General features: G+C 65.1%; 15 protein-coding genes. 10 read left to right on the forward strand and 5 right to left on the reverse strand.

Going from position 1 to position 17,269, the window contains the following annotated elements:
* Window positions 1-99: 99 nt before the first annotated feature.
* Window positions 100-1,080, reverse strand: coding sequence for a PAC2 family protein (locus CH281_RS13725; RefSeq protein ID WP_238325198.1), 981 nt, complete (start codon window positions 1,078-1,080; stop codon window positions 100-102).
* Between the two features lie 104 nt (window positions 1,081-1,184).
* Here CH281_RS13725 and metH point away from each other — a divergent pair, with 104 nt between their 5' ends.
* The 4 genes from metH to hisG are packed head-to-tail and all read left to right on the forward strand — an operon-like array spanning window position 1,185 to window position 6,638.
* Entirely contained in the window at window positions 1,185-4,754 is a 3,570-nt protein-coding gene (gene metH / locus CH281_RS13730; RefSeq protein ID WP_032408260.1) for a methionine synthase, read from the forward strand.
* Window positions 4,747-5,415, forward strand: coding sequence for an HAD family hydrolase (locus tag CH281_RS13735; protein WP_032408259.1), 669 nt, complete (start codon window positions 4,747-4,749; stop codon window positions 5,413-5,415). Before metH ends, CH281_RS13735 begins: the two co-directional genes overlap by 8 nt.
* A 59-nt stretch (window positions 5,416-5,474) precedes the next feature.
* Window positions 5,475-5,738, forward strand: a complete 264-nt coding sequence (locus CH281_RS13740; protein WP_027497080.1) for a phosphoribosyl-ATP diphosphatase — start codon at window positions 5,475-5,477, stop codon at window positions 5,736-5,738.
* A gap of 48 nt (window positions 5,739-5,786) precedes the next feature.
* Window positions 5,787-6,638: an ATP phosphoribosyltransferase gene (gene hisG / locus CH281_RS13745; RefSeq protein ID WP_032372777.1), complete on the forward strand. Its 852-nt coding sequence runs from the start codon at window positions 5,787-5,789 to the stop codon at window positions 6,636-6,638.
* A gap of 33 nt (window positions 6,639-6,671) precedes the next feature.
* Here the strand turns inward: hisG and CH281_RS13750 are convergent, their stop codons facing one another.
* Window positions 6,672-7,484, reverse strand: a complete 813-nt coding sequence (locus CH281_RS13750) for a thioesterase family protein (protein WP_032365804.1) — start codon at window positions 7,482-7,484, stop codon at window positions 6,672-6,674.
* On the reverse strand, window positions 7,481-8,287 hold the full coding sequence (locus CH281_RS13755) for a RecB family exonuclease (protein WP_045841904.1): 807 nt from the start codon (window positions 8,285-8,287) through the stop codon (window positions 7,481-7,483). The genes CH281_RS13750 and CH281_RS13755 overlap by 4 nt, the downstream gene beginning before the upstream one ends.
* 459 nt (window positions 8,288-8,746) lie before the next feature.
* Between CH281_RS13755 and CH281_RS13760 the strand changes: the two genes are divergently transcribed.
* Window positions 8,747-9,562: a tRNA (adenine-N1)-methyltransferase gene (locus tag CH281_RS13760; protein ID WP_048318521.1), complete on the forward strand. Its 816-nt coding sequence runs from the start codon at window positions 8,747-8,749 to the stop codon at window positions 9,560-9,562.
* A 22-nt stretch (window positions 9,563-9,584) separates the two neighbouring features.
* On the opposite strand, the gene CH281_RS13765 is transcribed toward CH281_RS13760, so the two are convergent.
* Window positions 9,585-10,070 carry a hypothetical protein gene (locus CH281_RS13765; RefSeq protein WP_255032336.1) on the reverse strand — a complete coding sequence of 162 codons (486 nt, stop codon included), beginning with the start codon at window positions 10,068-10,070 and terminating at the stop codon, window positions 9,585-9,587.
* Window positions 10,071-10,254: 184 nt separating this feature from the next.
* Here CH281_RS13765 and arc point away from each other — a divergent pair, with 184 nt between their 5' ends.
* From arc to prcA, 5 genes are all read left to right on the forward strand, one after another.
* Window positions 10,255-12,018, forward strand: a complete 1,764-nt coding sequence (gene arc, locus CH281_RS13770) for a proteasome ATPase (RefSeq protein ID WP_032365854.1) — start codon at window positions 10,255-10,257, stop codon at window positions 12,016-12,018.
* A gap of 81 nt (window positions 12,019-12,099) precedes the next feature.
* Window positions 12,100-13,599 (forward strand): depupylase/deamidase Dop, encoded by a 1,500-nt coding sequence (dop, locus tag CH281_RS13775; RefSeq protein ID WP_027497085.1) that lies wholly within the window; start codon window positions 12,100-12,102, stop codon window positions 13,597-13,599.
* A gap of 195 nt (window positions 13,600-13,794) precedes the next feature.
* Complete coding sequence (locus CH281_RS13780; protein ID WP_027497086.1) at window positions 13,795-13,989, forward strand: ubiquitin-like protein Pup; 195 nt, start codon at window positions 13,795-13,797, stop codon at window positions 13,987-13,989.
* Window positions 13,986-14,927: a proteasome subunit beta gene (gene prcB / locus CH281_RS13785; RefSeq protein WP_027497087.1), complete on the forward strand. Its 942-nt coding sequence runs from the start codon at window positions 13,986-13,988 to the stop codon at window positions 14,925-14,927. The genes CH281_RS13780 and prcB overlap by 4 nt, the downstream gene beginning before the upstream one ends.
* On the forward strand, window positions 14,924-15,697 hold the full coding sequence (prcA, locus tag CH281_RS13790) for a proteasome subunit alpha (RefSeq protein ID WP_027497088.1): 774 nt from the start codon (window positions 14,924-14,926) through the stop codon (window positions 15,695-15,697). Before prcB ends, prcA begins: the two co-directional genes overlap by 4 nt.
* Window positions 15,698-15,734: 37 nt before the next feature.
* Here the strand turns inward: prcA and CH281_RS13795 are convergent, their stop codons facing one another.
* A complete protein-coding gene (locus tag CH281_RS13795; protein ID WP_032391417.1) occupies window positions 15,735-17,204 on the reverse strand; it encodes a bifunctional phosphatase PAP2/diacylglycerol kinase family protein in 1,470 nt (489 codons plus the stop codon).
* Window positions 17,205-17,269 lie beyond the last annotated feature (65 nt).

Genomic DNA, 17,269 nt, shown 5'->3' on the forward strand with positions numbered 1-17,269 from the left:
CCACGAGGCTCCGGTGTCGGGGTGACGCCACCGCTGCGGTGACGTTACGTCGGCATCAGAAAGACCTCACCGGCTCCCGGCTCCTCGTGTGCGTTCGGGTCAGAGCCCGAAGTTGCCCGGGCCGCGTCGCCGGAGGTACTTCTCGAACTCGGCGGCGATGGCGTCACCGTCGATCTTGGCGATCGCATCGGACATGTCCACCTCGGCGTCACCACGCTCCTCGAGGCTGCGCACGTACTCGCTGATCTCCTCGTCCTCTTTGGTCATCTCGTTGACCGCCTCCTCCCACTCCTCGGCCTGCGTGGGCAGCTCGCCGAGCGGCACCTCGATGTCGAGTACGTCTTCGACCCGCTGCAGCAACGCCACGGTGGCCTTCGGGTTCGGTGGCTGCGACACGTAATGGGGGACGGCAGCCCAGAACGACACGGCCGGCACCCCGGCCTTGACGCATTCGTCCTGCAGAACGCCGGTGATGCCGGTGGGCCCCTCGTAGCGGGTCTGCTCGAGGTTGAACTGTTCGGCCGACTCGGTGCTGTACGCGGTCCCGGTCACCGGGACGGGGCGTGTATGCGGCGTGTCAGCCAGCAGCGCGCCGAGAATGACGACGGTCTCGACGCCCAGCTGCTCGACGAACTCGAGCAGGTCGTCGCAGAAGCTTCGCCACCGCATGTTGGGCTCGATACCACGCAACAAGACCACGTCACGGTCGCTACCGGGCGGTGAACACACCGACAATCGGGTCGACGGCCACTCGATCTCGCGGGTGACCCCGTCGACCTGGCGAACGGTCGGCCTATTGACCTGGTAGTCGTAGTAGTCCTCGGAGTCCAGCTCGGCCAGCGGGCTGGCATCCCAGATGAGCTCCAGATGTTCGACCGCGCCGCTCGCCGCGTCGCCTGCGTCGTTCCAGCCCTCGAAAGCGGCGACCAGTACCGGGGAACGCAGCTCGGGAATGTCGTCGTTCAGATCGTCCTCGTCGTAGTCGGCGTCGACGTCTGTGGCGTTCGCCACAGCATCCTGCACGGCCTCGATCAGCGCGGCGTCCAAGGGGATGTCCGCGTCGGCACCTGATTTGTCCATTTTGTCGGTACCGTCGTCGGGCGGGGACTGATCATCGAGGTTTCGGGGACTCACCACGACAGCCTACGACTCGAGGTATCCGTGGTGCCCACTACTCTGTAGTGATGCCCGATCAACACAAGCCCGGTCTGCTCGATGCGATTTCACGTCGCGTTGTCATCGGCGACGGAGCAATGGGCACGATGCTCCAGGACGCCGACCTCACTCTCGACGACTTCCTCGGCCTCGAGGGATGCAACGAGATTCTGAACCACACCAGGCCCGACGTGCTGCGCGAGATTCACCGCGAGTACTTCGCGGCCGGCGCAGACGCCGTGGAAACGAACACGTTCGGTTGCAACCTGCCCAACCTGGCCGATTACGACATCGAGGATCGAATCCGCGAGTTGGCCGAGAAAGGCACCCGGCTCGCCCGGGAGACTGCGGACGAAATGGGACCCGGCCGCGACGGGATGGATCGGTACGTCCTGGGTTCCATGGGACCCGGAACCAAGCTCCCCACACTCGGCCACGCCCCGTTCGCACGGCTGCGCGACGCGTACACCGAAGCCGCTCTGGGAATGATCGACGGCGGTGCCGACGCCATTCTGGTCGAGACGTGCCAGGACCTGCTGCAGGTCAAAGCCGCGATCATCGGTAGCCAGCACGCCATGGACAAGCTCGGTGTCCGAATCCCGATCATCACCCACGTGACGGTCGAGACGACGGGCGCAATGCTGGTCGGCAGCGAGATCGGTGCAGCCCTCACTGCGCTCGAACCGCTGGGTATCGACATGATCGGGCTCAACTGCGCCACCGGCCCCGCCGAGATGAGCGAACACTTGCGCCACCTGTCCAAGCATTCGCGACTGCCGGTGTCGGTGATGCCCAATGCCGGACTGCCCACGTTGGGCGCGAAGGGTGCCGAATACCCGCTGACCGCCCCCGAATTGGCCGACGCTCTGAGCGGTTTCGTCCGCGAGTACGGGCTGGCACTCGTCGGCGGATGCTGCGGCACCACCCCCGAACACATTCGTCAGGTTGCCGACATGGTGCACGGGGCGACGAAGCTGGAACGGAAGCCGGCACCGGAGCCAGGCGTCTCCTCGCTCTACACCGCCGTGCCGTTCGAGCAGGACGCCAGCATCCTGATGATCGGTGAGCGCACGAACTCCAACGGCTCCAAGGCATTTCGTGACGCGATGCTCGCCGAGGACTACGAGAAGTGCCTCGACATCGCCAAGGATCAGACGCGCGACGGCGCGCACATGTTGGACCTCAACGTGGACTACGTCGGCCGCGACGGTGCCGCCGACATGGCGGCACTGGCAAGCAGATTGGCGACTGCGTCGACGCTGCCGATCATGCTCGACTCCACCGAACCGGCCGTGCTCGAGGCCGGCCTCGAGCACCTCGGTGGACGCAGCGCCGTCAACTCCGTCAATTACGAGGACGGCGACGGACCCGACTCGCGGTTCCAGAAGATCATGCGTCTGGTGAAGGAACACGGTGCCGCCGTCGTCGCTCTCACCATCGACGAGGAGGGGCAGGCGCGTACTGCCGAGTGGAAGGTGCGTGTCGCAGATCGCCTGATCACCGACATCACCGAGAACTGGGGCCTGCGCCACGAGGACATCATCGTCGACACCCTCACCTTCCCGATCTCGACTGGCCAGGAAGAGGTGCGACGCGACGGCATCGAGACCATCGAGGCCATCCGCCAGCTCAAGGAGAAGTACCCCAAGGTGCACACCACCCTGGGGTTGTCGAACATCTCGTTCGGCCTCAATCCTGCTGCGAGGCAGGTGCTGAACTCGGTCTTCCTGCACGAATGCACCCAGGCCGGTCTCGACACCGCCATCGTGCATGCCTCGAAGATCTTGCCTATGAACAAGATTCCCGACGAGCAACGCGAGACCGCTCTGGATCTGGTCTACGACCGCCGCCGCGAAGGCTACGACCCGCTGCAGAAGCTCATGCAGCTCTTCGAAGGCGTGTCCGCGGCATCGGCCAGAGAGTCGCGTGCCGAGGAACTGGGTCGGCTGCCGTTGTTCGAGCGACTCGAACGGCGCATCGTGGACGGCGAGCGTAACGGTCTCGACGCGGACCTCGACTCCGCGATGGCCGAGAAGCCACCTCTCGAGATCATCAACGAGACGCTGTTGTCGGGCATGAAGACCGTCGGCGAGCTGTTCGGTTCCGGCCAGATGCAGTTGCCGTTCGTGCTCGCGTCCGCCGAGGTGATGAAAGCTGCCGTGGCCTATCTCGAGCCACACATGGAGGCCACCGACGACGACGGCAAGGGCCGCATCGTGCTCGGCACCGTCAAGGGCGACGTGCACGACATCGGCAAGAACCTCGTCGACATCATCCTGAGCAACAACGGTTACGAAGTTGTCAATCTCGGTATCAAGCAACCGATTTCGACCATTCTCGAAGCCGCGTTGGACAAACGAGCCGACGTCATCGGAATGTCCGGTCTGCTGGTGAAGTCGACGGTCGTCATGAAGGACAACCTGATCGAGCTCAACTCCCGCGGCGTGGCCGAGAAATTCCCGGTGCTCCTCGGCGGCGCTGCGTTGACGCGGTCGTACGTCGAGAACGATCTGCAGGATGTGTACGAAGGCGACGTTCACTACGCGCGGGACGCGTTCGAAGGCCTGCGTCTGATGGATACCATCATGACCACCAAACGCGGTGGCGGCCCGGCTCCCGACAGTCCCGAGGCACTCGCCGCGAAGGCGAAGGCAGCCGAACGCAAGGAACGCCACGAACGGTCCAAGCGCATCGCCGAGAAGCGCAAGGCCGCCGAGGCTCCGGTCGTGGTACCCGAGCGATCCGACGTCGCTGCGGACATCGACATTCCCGTACCACCGTTCTGGGGAACCCGCATCGTCCGAGGCGTGTCCCTGGCCGATTACTCGGGTCTGCTCGACGAACGTGCACTGTTCCTGGGTCAGTGGGGCCTACGAGGAGCCCGCAAGGGTGAGGGTGCCACCTACGAGGATCTGGTGGAATCGGAAGGCAAACCGCGCCTTCGGTATTGGCTGGACCGCCTGAGCACGGACGGCATTCTCGCGCACGCCGCCCTGGTGTACGGATATTTCCCGGCCGTTTCGGAGGGCGACGACGTCATCGTACTTACCGAGCCCGAACCCGATGCGCCCGAACGCTTTCGGTTCACGTTCCCGCGTCAGCACCGCGACCGCTTCCTCTGCATCGCCGACTTCGTCCGATCACGCACTGCGGCAAAGGAATCCGGGCAAGTCGACGTGCTGCCGATGAACCTGGTGACGATGGGGCAGCCCATCGCGGACTTCGCGAACGAATTGTTCGCAGCCGATGCCTACCGCGACTATCTCGAGGTACACGGAATCGGAGTGCAACTCACCGAGGCTCTCGCCGAGTACTGGCATCGCCGAGTACGCGAGGAACTGAAGCTGTCCGACGGCAACTCGGTCGCCGCGGACGATCCCACCGAGGCCGAGGGGTACTTCAAACTCGAATATCGCGGTGCGCGTTATTCGTTCGGCTACGGGGCATGCCCCGACCTCGAGGACCGCATCAAACTCGCCGCACTGCTCGAACCCGAACGAATCGGCGTCAAGCTCTCCGAGGAATTGCAGCTGCACCCCGAACAGTCGACCGATGCGTTCGTTCTTCACCACCCGGAGGCCAAGTACTTCAATGTCTAGAACCCGCCTGCACGGTGTCCTGTGGGACATGGACGGCACACTGCTCGACTCGGAGAAGATCTGGGACGTCGCCATCGGTGAGTACTCCCGCACGTTGGGAACCGAACTCGGTGCGGAGGTCCGCGAGAGCACCCTCGGCAACTCGATGCACGACGCGTTGCGCAAAGTGCTCGCCAACGCCTCGGTTGCTGTCACCGACGACAACCTGGCCGAAGGCCGTGAATGGCTGACCACGCGCGTCGGCGACATGTTCGCCGACGGTATTCCGTGGCGGCCCGGTGCCAAGGATGCTCTTGCCCTCGTACGCGACATGGGTCTGGCGACCGGGTTGGTCACCAACACCGAACGTGGACTGGTCGAGCGTGCACTGGAGACTCTCGGCCGCGAGTACTTCGACATCACCGTCAGCGGCGACGAGGTCGAGTTCGGGAAGCCGCACCCGGCGCCGTACCTGCGGGGTGCCGCGCTGCTCGGCGTGGACGTCGGTGCCTGCCTTGCAGTGGAGGATTCTCCGACAGGCTCACTGTCGGCACATACAGCCGGCTGCCCGGTGCTGGTCGTCCCGTCGGAGGTGGCGGTTCCGGCAGCGCCGGGTTACACCATCCGCGACGGTCTGGTCGGACTCACCGCCGACGACGTCCAGCGGGCCTGGGCAGCCTGACTCCTCGAATCTCGACCGAATTGATTCCGCTGGACACCGACGTGAAAGAATACGAATCCGTGAAGACTTTCGATTCCCTGTTCGCCGAGCTCACCGACCGCGCGAAGACCCGCCCCGAGGGCTCGGGCACTGTCGCTGCGTTGGACGCAGGAGTTCATTTCCAGGGTAAGAAGGTCCTCGAAGAGGCCGGCGAGGTGTGGATCGCTGCCGAACACGAGAGCGACGCTGCACTCGCCGAAGAAATTTCGCAGCTGCTGTACTGGGTTCAGGTCATGATGGTGGGTAGGGGAATCGAGCTCGAGGACGTCTACCGACATCTGTGAGGTAGGGCCCGAACGTCTCCTGTGAACTCACCGATGAAGGAAAACTCCATGCTGCGTGTAGCCGTACCCAACAAGGGCGCGTTGTCCGAATCCGCCGCCGAGATCCTCAGCGAGGCCGGCTACCGGCGTCGGAGCGACTCCAAGGATCTGACCGTCCTCGACCCGGCCAACGGGGTCGAATTCTTCTTTCTCCGTCCCAAGGACATTGCCATCTACGTCGGGTCGGGCCAGCTCGATCTGGGCATCACCGGACGAGACCTGGCTCTCGATTCCGGGGCAGCGGTCGAAGAGCGCCTGGCGCTCGGATTCGGCCGGTCGACGTTCCGCTACGCGGCACCCGCGGGCAAGGAATGGGCACCCGAGGACTTGGGCGGACTGCGCATCGCCACCTCGTACCCCAATCTCGTGCGTAAGGACCTGGCCGAGCGCGGCTTGGAGGCCACGGTGATCCGTCTCGACGGGGCCGTGGAGATTTCCATTCAACTCGGTGTCGCCGACGCCATCGCGGACGTGGTCGAGTCGGGTCGCTCACTGCGTCAGAACAATCTCGTCGCGTTCGGCGAATCTTTGTGCGATTCCGAGGGTGTTCTCATCGAGCGCGCAGGCACGCCGGGCACCGACTCCGCACGCAAGCAGTTGATCGCTCGCGTACAGGGCGTCGTCTTCGCCCAGCAGTACCTGATGCTCGATTACGACTGCCCCAAGTCGATCCTCGACGAAGCCGTCAAGATCACCCCCGGCATCGAATCACCTACGCTCGCACCGATGGTCGACGACAACTGGGTTGCCGTGCGCGCCATGGTCTCTCGCAAGGTCCACAACAACGTGATGGACGAGCTCGCGGAACTGGGCGCGAAAGCCATTCTCGCCTCCGACATCAGGTCCTGCCGAGCGTTCTGAGTGCGTGGCGGAACGCCCGTCGTTCCGCCACGATCACGCGCGTCGGCGAACCAGCACTGTTTGCGCGATGCGCCCGACCGGCCCCAGTTCGTCACTGAGGGTGCCTGCGCACATGGCGATGCCGTCCGGACCCGTCGACGTCTCGGCCGACACTCCGATCCAGTCACCCTGGGGTTCGCGGAAGACGTGCACCGTCAGATCGGTGTTCAGGAACGTCCACTGCTCGATCGGCAATTTCGCACCCACACCGTTGGCGATGTCGGCAATCGAGAACAGCCGTTCCAGTGGCGTCATCGACTCACCCTGCACCAGAACGGGAGTCGGCTTCGCCCACACTTCACCGGGCCCCGCTGCGCCGAGCTCGGTGAGAAACTTGAACTCGACCGCGTCGAGGTATCCGGAGGTCCAGAGTCCGCCGAAGGTGCTGTCGACGCCGGCGCTCACCGGTCGCATCACCGAATCTCCCACGTGCACGACGTCGTCGGTGGGCTCGGTACGCATACGCCATGCGCTGCCCCGCGCCACCGCTCGCGCCGGCCCCGCTGATCCTCGAGCCCACAGTTCGGCGACGACGAGTTCGACATTAGCGCCCGGCCGCGCCGTCCATGCGCGAATCGTGATGTCCGACACCGGAACAGGTCCGAGAATGTCGACGACCACCCGGCTGATTCGAGTATCGGGTCTGGCATCGACCCGCTCGAGTGCGCGGACCAACAACGCGGACGGCGGAGCGCCGTGCTGCATCGTCGGTGCCCACAGGCTGACGGTGTGCTCGGTCGCGGTGACGATCTCGTAACCGTCGTCGTCGACACCGGCAGGAACGAAGAAGGCGTCAGGACTCGTCACAGCTCCGTCTCCTCCTGCTCCGCAGCCGCCTGCGGCCAACCGGGGTACGGCGGGGGAGTGCCGCCGAACTCGGGGCACAGTGCCCGGTGATCGCACCACTTGCACAGTGCGCCTTTCTTGGCGCGGAAGTCGCCGGTCTCACCGGCCGCCAGAATCGCCTTCCAGATGGCCGAGAGCATGCGCTCGAAGCGCAGCAGCTCACCCTCGTCCGGTGCGTATGTCAGCTCCTGCTTGTCGGCGAGGTACATCAACTTCAGTTGCGCGGGAACGACTCCGCGCATGCGCATGATCATCAGCGCATAGAATTTCATCTGGAACAGAGCCTTGGATTCGGTGAACTCACGCGGCGCACGTCCGGTCTTGTAATCGACGACGCGAATCATTCCGTTGGGTGCGACGTCGATCCGGTCGATGAATCCGCGCAGCGGCGTTCCGTCGTCCAACGCGATCTCGACGCGCTGTTCGCAGGACTCGGGATCGAAGTGCGTGGGATCTTCGAGTTCGTAGTACCCGTCCACCAGGGCACGAGCCCGGTCGAGAAACGCCGGACGGTCGTCCGCCGGAACCAGCGACGCGATGTCGGGTGACTCGGCCACGACCCGATCCCAGGCCGGGTCCACCAGGTCGCGCGCAGTGGTGGGCACTCGATCGCGGGCAGGGAGTGCGTACAGGGCCTCGAGTGCGGCATGCACCACAGTTCCCTTCACCTGTGCCTCGGTGGAGACCTCGGGAAGCCGGTCCACGGCACGGAAGCGATACAACAGTGGGCACTGCTTGAAATCACCTGCGCGAGAAGGAGACAGAGCCGGGGTACTGCGGTTGCCGGACCTCGAACGCGGTACGCCGGCGCTGTCACCGACATCGAGAAGAGGTAAGTCGATGGGGCTCGACACGGAAATACTCACGACTGCGAGACTATGCCGCTGGTCCGACATCTTCGGTGAAGGCCGTAGTCTGGCACGTCGAGTCGTCCCCCGACGCCTGCCGATCGAGGCCGAGCGTCACATCGCAACGAAAGCAGGTCCGCTGTGTCCTCCGGTGATTCCACATCCGCGTCGACCGACGGATTCGAGGCCGACGCCGCGTTCGACGCCACGGTCGACGCATCGCTGCCCAGTGCGGACGACGTGGTCACTGCCACGACCGACGAGATCGAACTCGACCCGAATGTCACGTCCGGCGCGGAGGTCGCTCCAGCTGCCGACGCCACAGCTGCCGACGCACCGGCGGAGACCGGCCCCGCCCGCAGCGGGCCATTTCGAGTGGGCGATCGAGTTCAGCTCACCGACGGCAAGGGTCGTCACTACACGGTGGTACTGGAAGCCGGTAAGGAGTTCCATACTCACCGCGGCGGCATCACTCACGACAAACTGCTCGGTGCCGACGAGGGCAGCGTCGTCACCTCCGTCAACGGCACCCCCTACCTCGCGCTGCGGCCGCTGCTGACCGACTACGTGCTCTCGATGCCCCGCGGCGCCCAGGTGATCTACCCCAAGGACGCGGCGCAGATCGTGCACGAGGGTGACATGTTCCCCGGCGCACGGGTGCTCGAAGCCGGTGCAGGATCCGGCGCTCTGACGTGCTCACTGCTGCGTGCAGTCGGTACAGAAGGAACGGTCATCTCCTACGAGATCCGGCAGGACCACGCCGACTATGCCGTGAAGAACGTCGAGACGTTCTTCGGCGAGCGCCCGTCGAACTGGCACCTGACCGTGGCAGACGTCGACCAGTTCGGTGTCGATCGTCCGGGTGAGCAGGTCGATCGGGTGGTCCTGGACATGCTCGCGCCGTGGGACGCGTTGCCCGCGGTGTCCAAGGCCCTCGTCCCCGGTGGGGTGCTGCTGGTCTACGTGGCCACGGTGACGCAGCTGTCCAAGGTCGTCGAGGCGCTGCGCGCACAGGAGTGCTGGACCGAACCTCGATCGTGGGAGTCGATGGTTCGCGGCTGGCACGTGGTGGGTCTCGCAGTTCGCCCCGAGCACCGCATGCAGGGTCACACGGCATTCCTCGTCAGCGTTCGACGCCTCGCCGAGGGCACCGTGACCCCGAAACCGCAGCGTCGTTCCGGTAAGGGCTGACGCTGCAGGCTCGGCTGCCGACTCAGACGCAGGGTGCCTGGCCCATGGCCAGGATCTGGCACGTGCTGGCGTCCGACAGCTTCCAGGTGCCATCGATCAGCACCCAGGTCTGCGGTGCCGGAGCCGCGGTCCCGCGTGGAGTGGCGATGGCGACGTCCGCGGTGGACGTCTCACCGGCGACGGTCGGTTCCGACACCTCGAAGGTGATCGCTCCGTAGTTCGCCAGTGCGGCGGTCATCGTCTCCAGGTTCGTCAGGCGCGCCTGACCGTTCTCCACTGCCGCAGCCTTGGTCGCTGCGTCCACGTCCGGTGCGACCAGCTGCTGCAGCGAGGTCTGCAACTCGGCGACGGTAGGTGCTGTGACAGCCGGCCCGGCGGTGGTCGTCGGCATGGAGTCGCTGGTCGACGCGGAATTGTGATCGGCGTGATCGGATTCATCGCTCGAACTGCATCCTGTACCCACCAGAGCCACCGCGGCTACTGCGACGCTTGCCGAGAGAATACGCATTTTCACTGGTGAGGCCCCTGATTCCGTCGTCTGTCGATCGTTTGGTCAGGTGAGGCTAACATGAACTGGGATGGCCTTTCGGGGCCGCCGAGCAGAGTGGATGCCGACCCCGTTCGAGGTGTCGGTCCGCATCTCCGCGCCGCTGCCGGTAGCGTTGATAGATCGTCACTGGGAGGAGTCGCTCATGAGCTCAACAGACAATCCGGATGTGGCCGCGGCCAGAGCCGAACTGGACGCCGTGCGAGCCGAAGTCGCGTCGCTACGGCGCCAACTGGGGGAGTCCCCCGAGCAGGTACGCGAGCTCGAGGGCCGGGTCGATTCCTTGTCGCTGCGCAACACGAAGTTGCTCGACACTCTCAAGGAGGCCCGACAACAGCTCATCGCGCTGCGCGAGGAGGTGGACCGTCTCGGTCAGCCGCCGAGCGGATACGGCGTCCTGCTGAGCGTGTTCGAGGACGGCACAGTCGACGTGTTCACGTCCGGTCGGAAGATGCGACTGACGTGCTCACCCAACATCGAGGCCGACACGCTCGCTCCGGGACAGACCGTGCGGTTGAACGAGGCGTTGACCATCGTCGAGGCGTGCACCTTCGATCAGGTCGGCGAGATCAGCACTCTCCGAGAGCTTCTGGGGGATGGATCGCGCGCTCTCGTCGTCGGACATGCCGACGAGGAACGGGTGGTCTGGCTGGCCAAACCGTTGATCGACATGGTCAACGACGACGGACCGGTCGACCCGGACGAGCCGTCACGGAAGCTCCGTCCCGGGGATTCGCTGCTGGTCGACACCAAGGCCGGCTACGCGTTCGAGCGCGTTCCCAAGGCCGAGGTGGAGGATCTCGTTCTCGAGGAGGTTCCGGACGTCGGATACGAGGACATCGGCGGTCTCGGTCGACAGATCGAGCAGATTCGGGACGCCGTAGAGCTGCCGTTCCTGCACAAGGATCTGTTCCGAGAGTACTCACTGCGTCCGCCGAAGGGCGTGCTGCTGTACGGCCCTCCCGGGTGTGGAAAGACGTTGATCGCCAAGGCCGTTGCCAACTCGCTGGCCAAGAAGATCGCCGAGGCACGTGGCCAGGATGCGCGGGAGGCGAAGTCGTTCTTCCTCAACATCAAGGGCCCCGAGCTGCTCAACAAGTTCGTCGGTGAGACCGAGCGTCACATCCGCATGATCTTTCAGCGGGCACGAGAGAAGGCGTCCGAGGGCACCCCGGTCATCGTGTTCTTCGACGAGATGGACTCGATCTTCCGTACCCGCGGCTCCGGCGTCTCGTCCGACGTGGAGACGACGGTCGTTCCGCAGCTGCTCGCCGAGATCGACGGTGTCGAAGGCCTCGAGAACGTCATCGTGATCGGTGCGTCCAATCGCGAGGACATGATCGACCCGGCGATCCTGCGACCCGGCCGACTCGACGTGAAGATCAAGATCGAGCGTCCCGACGCCGAATCGGCACAGGACATCTTCTCGAAGTACCTGACCGATTCGCTTCCGGTCAACGCCGACGACGTCGCCGAGTTCGGCGGCGATCGCGCGGCGTGCATCCGGGGCATGATCGATCGCGTCGTCGAGCGCATGTACGCCGAGAGTGACGACAATCGGTTCCTCGAGGTCACCTACGCCAACGGGGACAAGGAAGTTCTGTATTTCAAGGACTTCAACTCCGGGGCCATGATCCAGAACATCGTCGACCGGGCGAAGAAGTACGCCATCAAGTCGGTTCTCGAAACCGGAAACGCCGGACTGCGGATTCAGCACCTTTTCGATTCCATCGTCGACGAGTTCGCGGAGAACGAAGATCTGCCGAACACCACGAATCCGGACGACTGGGCTCGGATCTCGGGCAAGAAGGGCGAGCGAATCGTCTACATTCGCACGTTGGTCACCGGCAAGAACGCCAGCGCGAGCCGGGCGATCGACACCGAGGCCAATACCGGTCAGTACCTGTAGATCCACCGCTGGGCAGTTTTCGGGGCGCGTCCGCACAGGGCGCGCCCCGAACTGCATCCGTCGGCCGTCTAGGCTCGACTTATGCAGCGCATCATCGGTATCGAGGTCGAGTACGGCATTTCTTCACCGACCGAACCCACCGCCAACCCGATCCTGACGTCCACCCAGGCGGTGTTGGCGTACGCGGCAGCCGCAGGAGTGCCCCGCGCCAAGCGCACCCGCTGGGACTACGAGGTGGAATCACCGCTGCGCGATGCACGAGGCTTCGATCTCGGACGGTTCAGCGGACCGGCTCCGGTCATCGATGCCGACGAGATCGGTGCGGCGAACATGATTCTCACCAACGGTGCCCGCCTGTACGTCGATCACGCGCACCCCGAGTACTCGGCCCCGGAGGTGCGGGACCCACTGGACGCGGTGATCTGGGACAAGGCAGGCGAACGCGTCATGGAAGCGGCCGCACGGCACGCGTCGAGCGTCCCAGGGGCTCCGCGCCTGCAGCTGTACAAGAACAACGTCGACGGCAAGGGCGCGTCGTACGGCACGCACGAGAACTATCTGATGTCGCGTGAGACACCGTTCTCGGCGGTGATCGCGGGGCTCTCGCCGTTCTTCGCCTCCAGGCAAGTCATCACCGGCTCCGGGCGAGTCGGTATCGGCCAGTCGGGCGACGAGGCCGGGTTCCAGCTCTCGCAGCGAGCGGACTACATCGAGGTGGAGGTCGGACTGGAGACCACCCTCAAGCGCGGCATCATCAACACCCGGGACGAACCGCACGCAGACGCAGACAAGTACCGACGTCTGCACTGCATCATCGGCGACGCCAACCTGGCGGAGATGTCGACCTACCTCAAGGTGGGAACCACGGCCCTCGTGCTCGACCTCATCGAGGCGGGCGTCGACCTGTCGGATCTGCAGCTGGCCAGGCCGGTCACGGCTGTCCATCAGATCAGCCACGATCCCACCCTGCGCAAGGCCGTGGCACTCGCCGACGGCCGCGAACTGACGGGCCTTGCGCTGCAGCGGATCTACCACCAGCGGGCGGCGAAGTTCGTGGCTGCCGAGGGCAGCGACGACGCACGAGCACTGGACGTGCTCGACAAGTGGGCGATGGTGCTGGACCTGCTCGAGCGCGATCCCATGGAGTGCGCGCATCTGCTGGACTGGCCGGCGAAATTGCGACTGCTCGAAGGGTTCCGACAGCGTGAGGGCCTCGGCTGGTCCGCTCCGCGGCTGCACCTGGTGGACCTGCAGTATTCCGATGTTCGCCTCGACAAGGGGCTCTACAACAGGTTGGTCGCCCGCGGTTCGATGGATCGTCTCGTCACCGAGCAGCAAGTTCTCGATGCGGTCGGCACACCGCCCGACGACACGAGGGCCTACTTCCGCGGCGAATGCCTGCGCAAATTCGGTGCCGACATCGCCGCGGCGAGCTGGGACTCGGTCATCTTCGATCTCGGTGGCGATTCGTTGGTACGGATTCCGACGCTCGAGCCGTTGCGGGGAACGAAATCCCACGTCGGTGCCCTGCTGGAGTCCGTGGACAGTGCAGCGGAACTGGTCGACCAGCTCACCACCTGATCGTCCATGGCATTCGAATGGGTCGTTCGGCGGTGTCTTGCCAACCGGCGAGGTCGGACTGTCGGTAGGGTAAAGGTCCGTGCACTTTCGGCGGAACGTTCGGTAGCACTTGCACATCCACGCCGGTGCGCCTCGGATGACCCGGCGACCGTGCAGTAGATCTGTTTTCTCGATACACAGAGGAGGTCGGCGACTATGGCTCAGGAGCAGACACGGCGCTCGGGCGGCGGCGGCGACGACGAGGTCCCAGGCGACACGGGGGCCGGTGGCCAGGAACGGCGCGAGAAGTTGGCCGAGGAGACCGACGATCTTCTCGACGAGATCGACGACGTACTCGAGGAGAATGCCGAGGACTTCGTCCGCGCCTACGTTCAGAAGGGCGGCCAGTGACGGTGGATCGTTCGGACCCACGGTCGGCAGGCGACGGACCGGCGATTCCGCTGGGGTCCAGTAGCTCGTCCTTCTCCGACTACCTCCGTCAGCACGCCCCGCACCTGCTGCCGGAGAGCGGCCTCGCCGCGGACCTGGCGTCCCACGCCGCCAACGGCACCACCGACAAGTCCGGCATCGCTCCGCACGGTACGACGATCGTCGCCCTCACCTACGCGGGCGGGGTGCTGATCGCCGGTGATCGGCGCGCCACTCAGGGCAATCTGATCGCCAACCGTGACATGCAGAAGGTCTACGTCACCGACGAGTACTCCGCTGCGGGCATTGCCGGAACTGCGGGTATCGCAATCGAATTGGTTCGTCTGTTCGCTGTCGAACTCGAGCACTACGAGAAGATCGAGGGCGTGCCGCTCACCTTCAACGGCAAGGCCAACAAGTTGTCGTCGATGGTTCGGAGCAATCTGGGTGCGGCGATGCAGGGACTGGCTGCGGTGCCGTTGCTGGTCGGATTCGACATCGACATCTCCGATCCCGACAGAGCCGGACGCATCGTGTCGTACGACGTGGTCGGCGGGCGTTACGAGGAGCGGTCGGGCTATCACGCAGTGGGTTCGGGCTCGTTGTTCGCCAAATCCGCGCTCAAGAAGTTGTACCGCCCCGGAATGTCCGAGGACGAGGCGCTTCGGGCTGCAGTCGAGTCGCTGTACGACGCCGCCGACGACGACTCGGCCACCGGTGGTCCCGATGTCACCCGCGGCATCTACCCGACGGCAGTTGCCATCACGAGCGTCGGTGCGGACGACGTCGCGCACGATCGCATATCGGCTGCGGCCCGATCGGTTCTGGCAGAACGAACCGAGAGCGCAGCACACACCGGCGGCACGGACCACCACACCCGAGCAGGCCAGGAAGTCAGCGAAGGGGGTAGCGCGCTATGACGATGCCGTATTACGCATCTGCCGAACAGATCATGCGCGATCGTTCGGAATTGGCGCGCAAGGGAATCGGCCGCGGCCGCAGCGTCATCGTGCTGGCGTATGCCGACGGGGTCCTGTTCGTCGCCGAGAATCGCTCGACCGCGCTGCACAAGGTCAGTGAGCTCTACGACCGCATCGGTTTCGCTGCCGTCGGCAAGTACAACGAGTTCGAGAACCTACGCAAGGCCGGCATCCAGCACGCAGACATCAAGGGATACACCTACGATCGACGCGATGTCACCGGCCGGTCGTTGGCGAAGACCTACGCCCAGGCACTGGGCACCATCTTCACCGAGCAGCTCAAGCCGTACGAGGTCGAGATCTGCGTCGCCGAGGTGTCCCATCAGGACGAGCCGATGGCCACGCAGCTGTACCGCATCACGTACGACGGCTCCATCGTCGACGAACAGGATTTCGTCGTCATGGGCGGTACCACCGAGCCCATCGTGGCCGCGCTGAAGGATACGTACCGGTCCGGCCTCGGGTTGGCGGACGCAGTTCGTATCGCCGTCGACGCGCTCACCGCCGGTCCGACGTCGCCTGCGACTGCCGGTGCCGAGCCCGAGAAGAAGGTTCTCGAGGTGTCGGCCCTGGAGGTGGCCGTCCTGGATCAGGGGCGACCGCGTCGAGCGTTCCGGCGTATCGCCGGAGCTGCTCTGGCGGATATGTTGCCCGCATCGGCACCGTCCGCGACCGGCGACGGCTCCTCGGAGCCGGAGACTCCGCAGTAGTCCCCACACTTCGGATCGAGGTCGACGGCCTCGTGCTCTATCGCTTCCGGTAGAGCACGAGGCCGTTCTTGTCGCTGCTGAACTGGAATGTCGTGCCGTCTCCGACGACCTCGCCGTCAGCCGCGAGGGCAACCGGGGCACCGTCCACCTCGACGGTCAAGCGTTGCGCCACACTGCGCACGTAGGCAGGCGACGAGCCGAGCGTTCCTGTGATCGTCGCCCACAGCAGTCGTGTTCTCGATGCCTTGGGTTCCGACGGGAGAAAGCGAACATCGAGGGTGCCGGTATGAATGCTGCTGCGCGACATGGGAACTTGATCGATCGGATCGTAGGTACCGTTGCCGACGAAGAGCATCCACACCGAGTGCGGCACCCCGTCGAGTCGAATGTTCAGTGGCTCTGCAGCCGCGAGCACTCGTGTCATCGCAACCGCAGCGGCCGGCCACTTACCGATTCGCTTCTGCAGCTTCTGCCGTAACCGCACCGAGTCGGGGTAACCCCCGAACGTCGCGGTGTTGACGAACGACACACTGCGGCCGTCGACGTCCACCTCGGCGATGTCGACCAGTTCGGCGGTGCCCGCCTCGACGGCGGCGGCGGTGTCCTCGACTGCGGTCAGACCGGTGTCGCGAGCGAAGTGGTTGAGAGTGCCACCCGGAAACGCGGCGAGTGGCAGGCCGTTACGGGCGGCCGAGGCGGCGACGCTGACGACCGTGCCGTCGCCTCCACACACTCCGAGAGCACGCGGCGTCGTGTTCCGAATTCTCTCTTCCAGTTGCTCGTTGAAGTCCCTCTCGGGATCGGGTACGAAGAGGTCGGCGTCGGGGAGCTCGCGACGGATGGCGTCCGGTACCGCCTCCGAACCGTCACCGGATCCGGGATTGACCAGCACCAACAGTCCCCGTCCGCCCGGCAGTGCCTCGACCTCGACCGGCGAGCCGAGATCGGCGGGCTTCGCCGAACGCACGGCCCACCAGCGGCGGGTCGACAGCGCGACCGCCGAACCGAGCGCCGCTCCGGCGACGACATCGGTGGGCCAGTGGACGCCGACGTGAACCCGGGAATAGCAGACTGCTGCGGCGACCGGAGCCAACAGCAATCCTGCCTTCGGTGATTCGATGGCGACCGCGGTGACGAAGGCGGCCGCGGACGCCGAGTGACCGGAGGGAAACGACGAGGACACCGGCGGGGCGAGCACCCGGCGCAGTACGGGAACCAGCTCGGTATCCGGCCTCGACCTCGGGAACACCGGCTTGAGCAGACCGTTCGCCACGGCGCTCGCACCCGCCACGGCGATCAGCCCCCGCACGCCGCCGCGTCGGGCCGAGCCACCGGCCGCGCCGAGAAGTGCGGCAGCTCCGAGCCACAGGCGACTGTGATCGGCGGCCGTGCTCAACGCGCGGAGCCCTGCATCCGCCCTGCTCGAGCGCAATGCCGCGCTTCGTGAAACCAGGGACAGGTCCCACGCGTGAACCGAGGCCGCAACAGACGTTGGCGTGGAAGTCATAGGGCCCAGCCTAGGCATGGACGCCATCGAGGCGCTCCGACACATCCATCGGTGGCTTGCGTTGT

The organism is Rhodococcus sp. 06-221-2 (assembly GCF_002258365.1).
In the GTDB taxonomy this organism is placed as follows: domain Bacteria; phylum Actinomycetota; class Actinomycetes; order Mycobacteriales; family Mycobacteriaceae; genus Rhodococcoides; species Rhodococcoides fascians.

What these genes read in the sequence shown, in the direction of transcription:
- CH281_RS13725 (WP_238325198.1), bottom strand. Translation starts at nt 1,080, where the DNA reads ATGGACAAATCAGGTGCCGACGCGGACATCCCCTTGGACGCCGCGCTG.
- metH (WP_032408260.1), top strand. Translation starts at nt 1,185, where the DNA reads ATGCCCGATCAACACAAGCCCGGTCTGCTCGATGCGATTTCACGTCGC.
- CH281_RS13735 (WP_032408259.1), top strand. Translation starts at nt 4,747, where the DNA reads ATGTCTAGAACCCGCCTGCACGGTGTCCTGTGGGACATGGACGGCACA.
- hisG (WP_032372777.1), top strand. Translation starts at nt 5,787, where the DNA reads ATGCTGCGTGTAGCCGTACCCAACAAGGGCGCGTTGTCCGAATCCGCC.
- CH281_RS13765 (WP_255032336.1), bottom strand. Translation starts at nt 10,070, where the DNA reads ATGCGTATTCTCTCGGCAAGCGTCGCAGTAGCCGCGGTGGCTCTGGTG.
- arc (WP_032365854.1), top strand. Translation starts at nt 10,255, where the DNA reads ATGAGCTCAACAGACAATCCGGATGTGGCCGCGGCCAGAGCCGAACTG.
- dop (WP_027497085.1), top strand. Translation starts at nt 12,100, where the DNA reads ATGCAGCGCATCATCGGTATCGAGGTCGAGTACGGCATTTCTTCACCG.
- CH281_RS13780 (WP_027497086.1), top strand. Translation starts at nt 13,795, where the DNA reads ATGGCTCAGGAGCAGACACGGCGCTCGGGCGGCGGCGGCGACGACGAG.
- prcA (WP_027497088.1), top strand. Translation starts at nt 14,924, where the DNA reads ATGACGATGCCGTATTACGCATCTGCCGAACAGATCATGCGCGATCGT.
- CH281_RS13795 (WP_032391417.1), bottom strand. Translation starts at nt 17,204, where the DNA reads ATGACTTCCACGCCAACGTCTGTTGCGGCCTCGGTTCACGCGTGGGAC.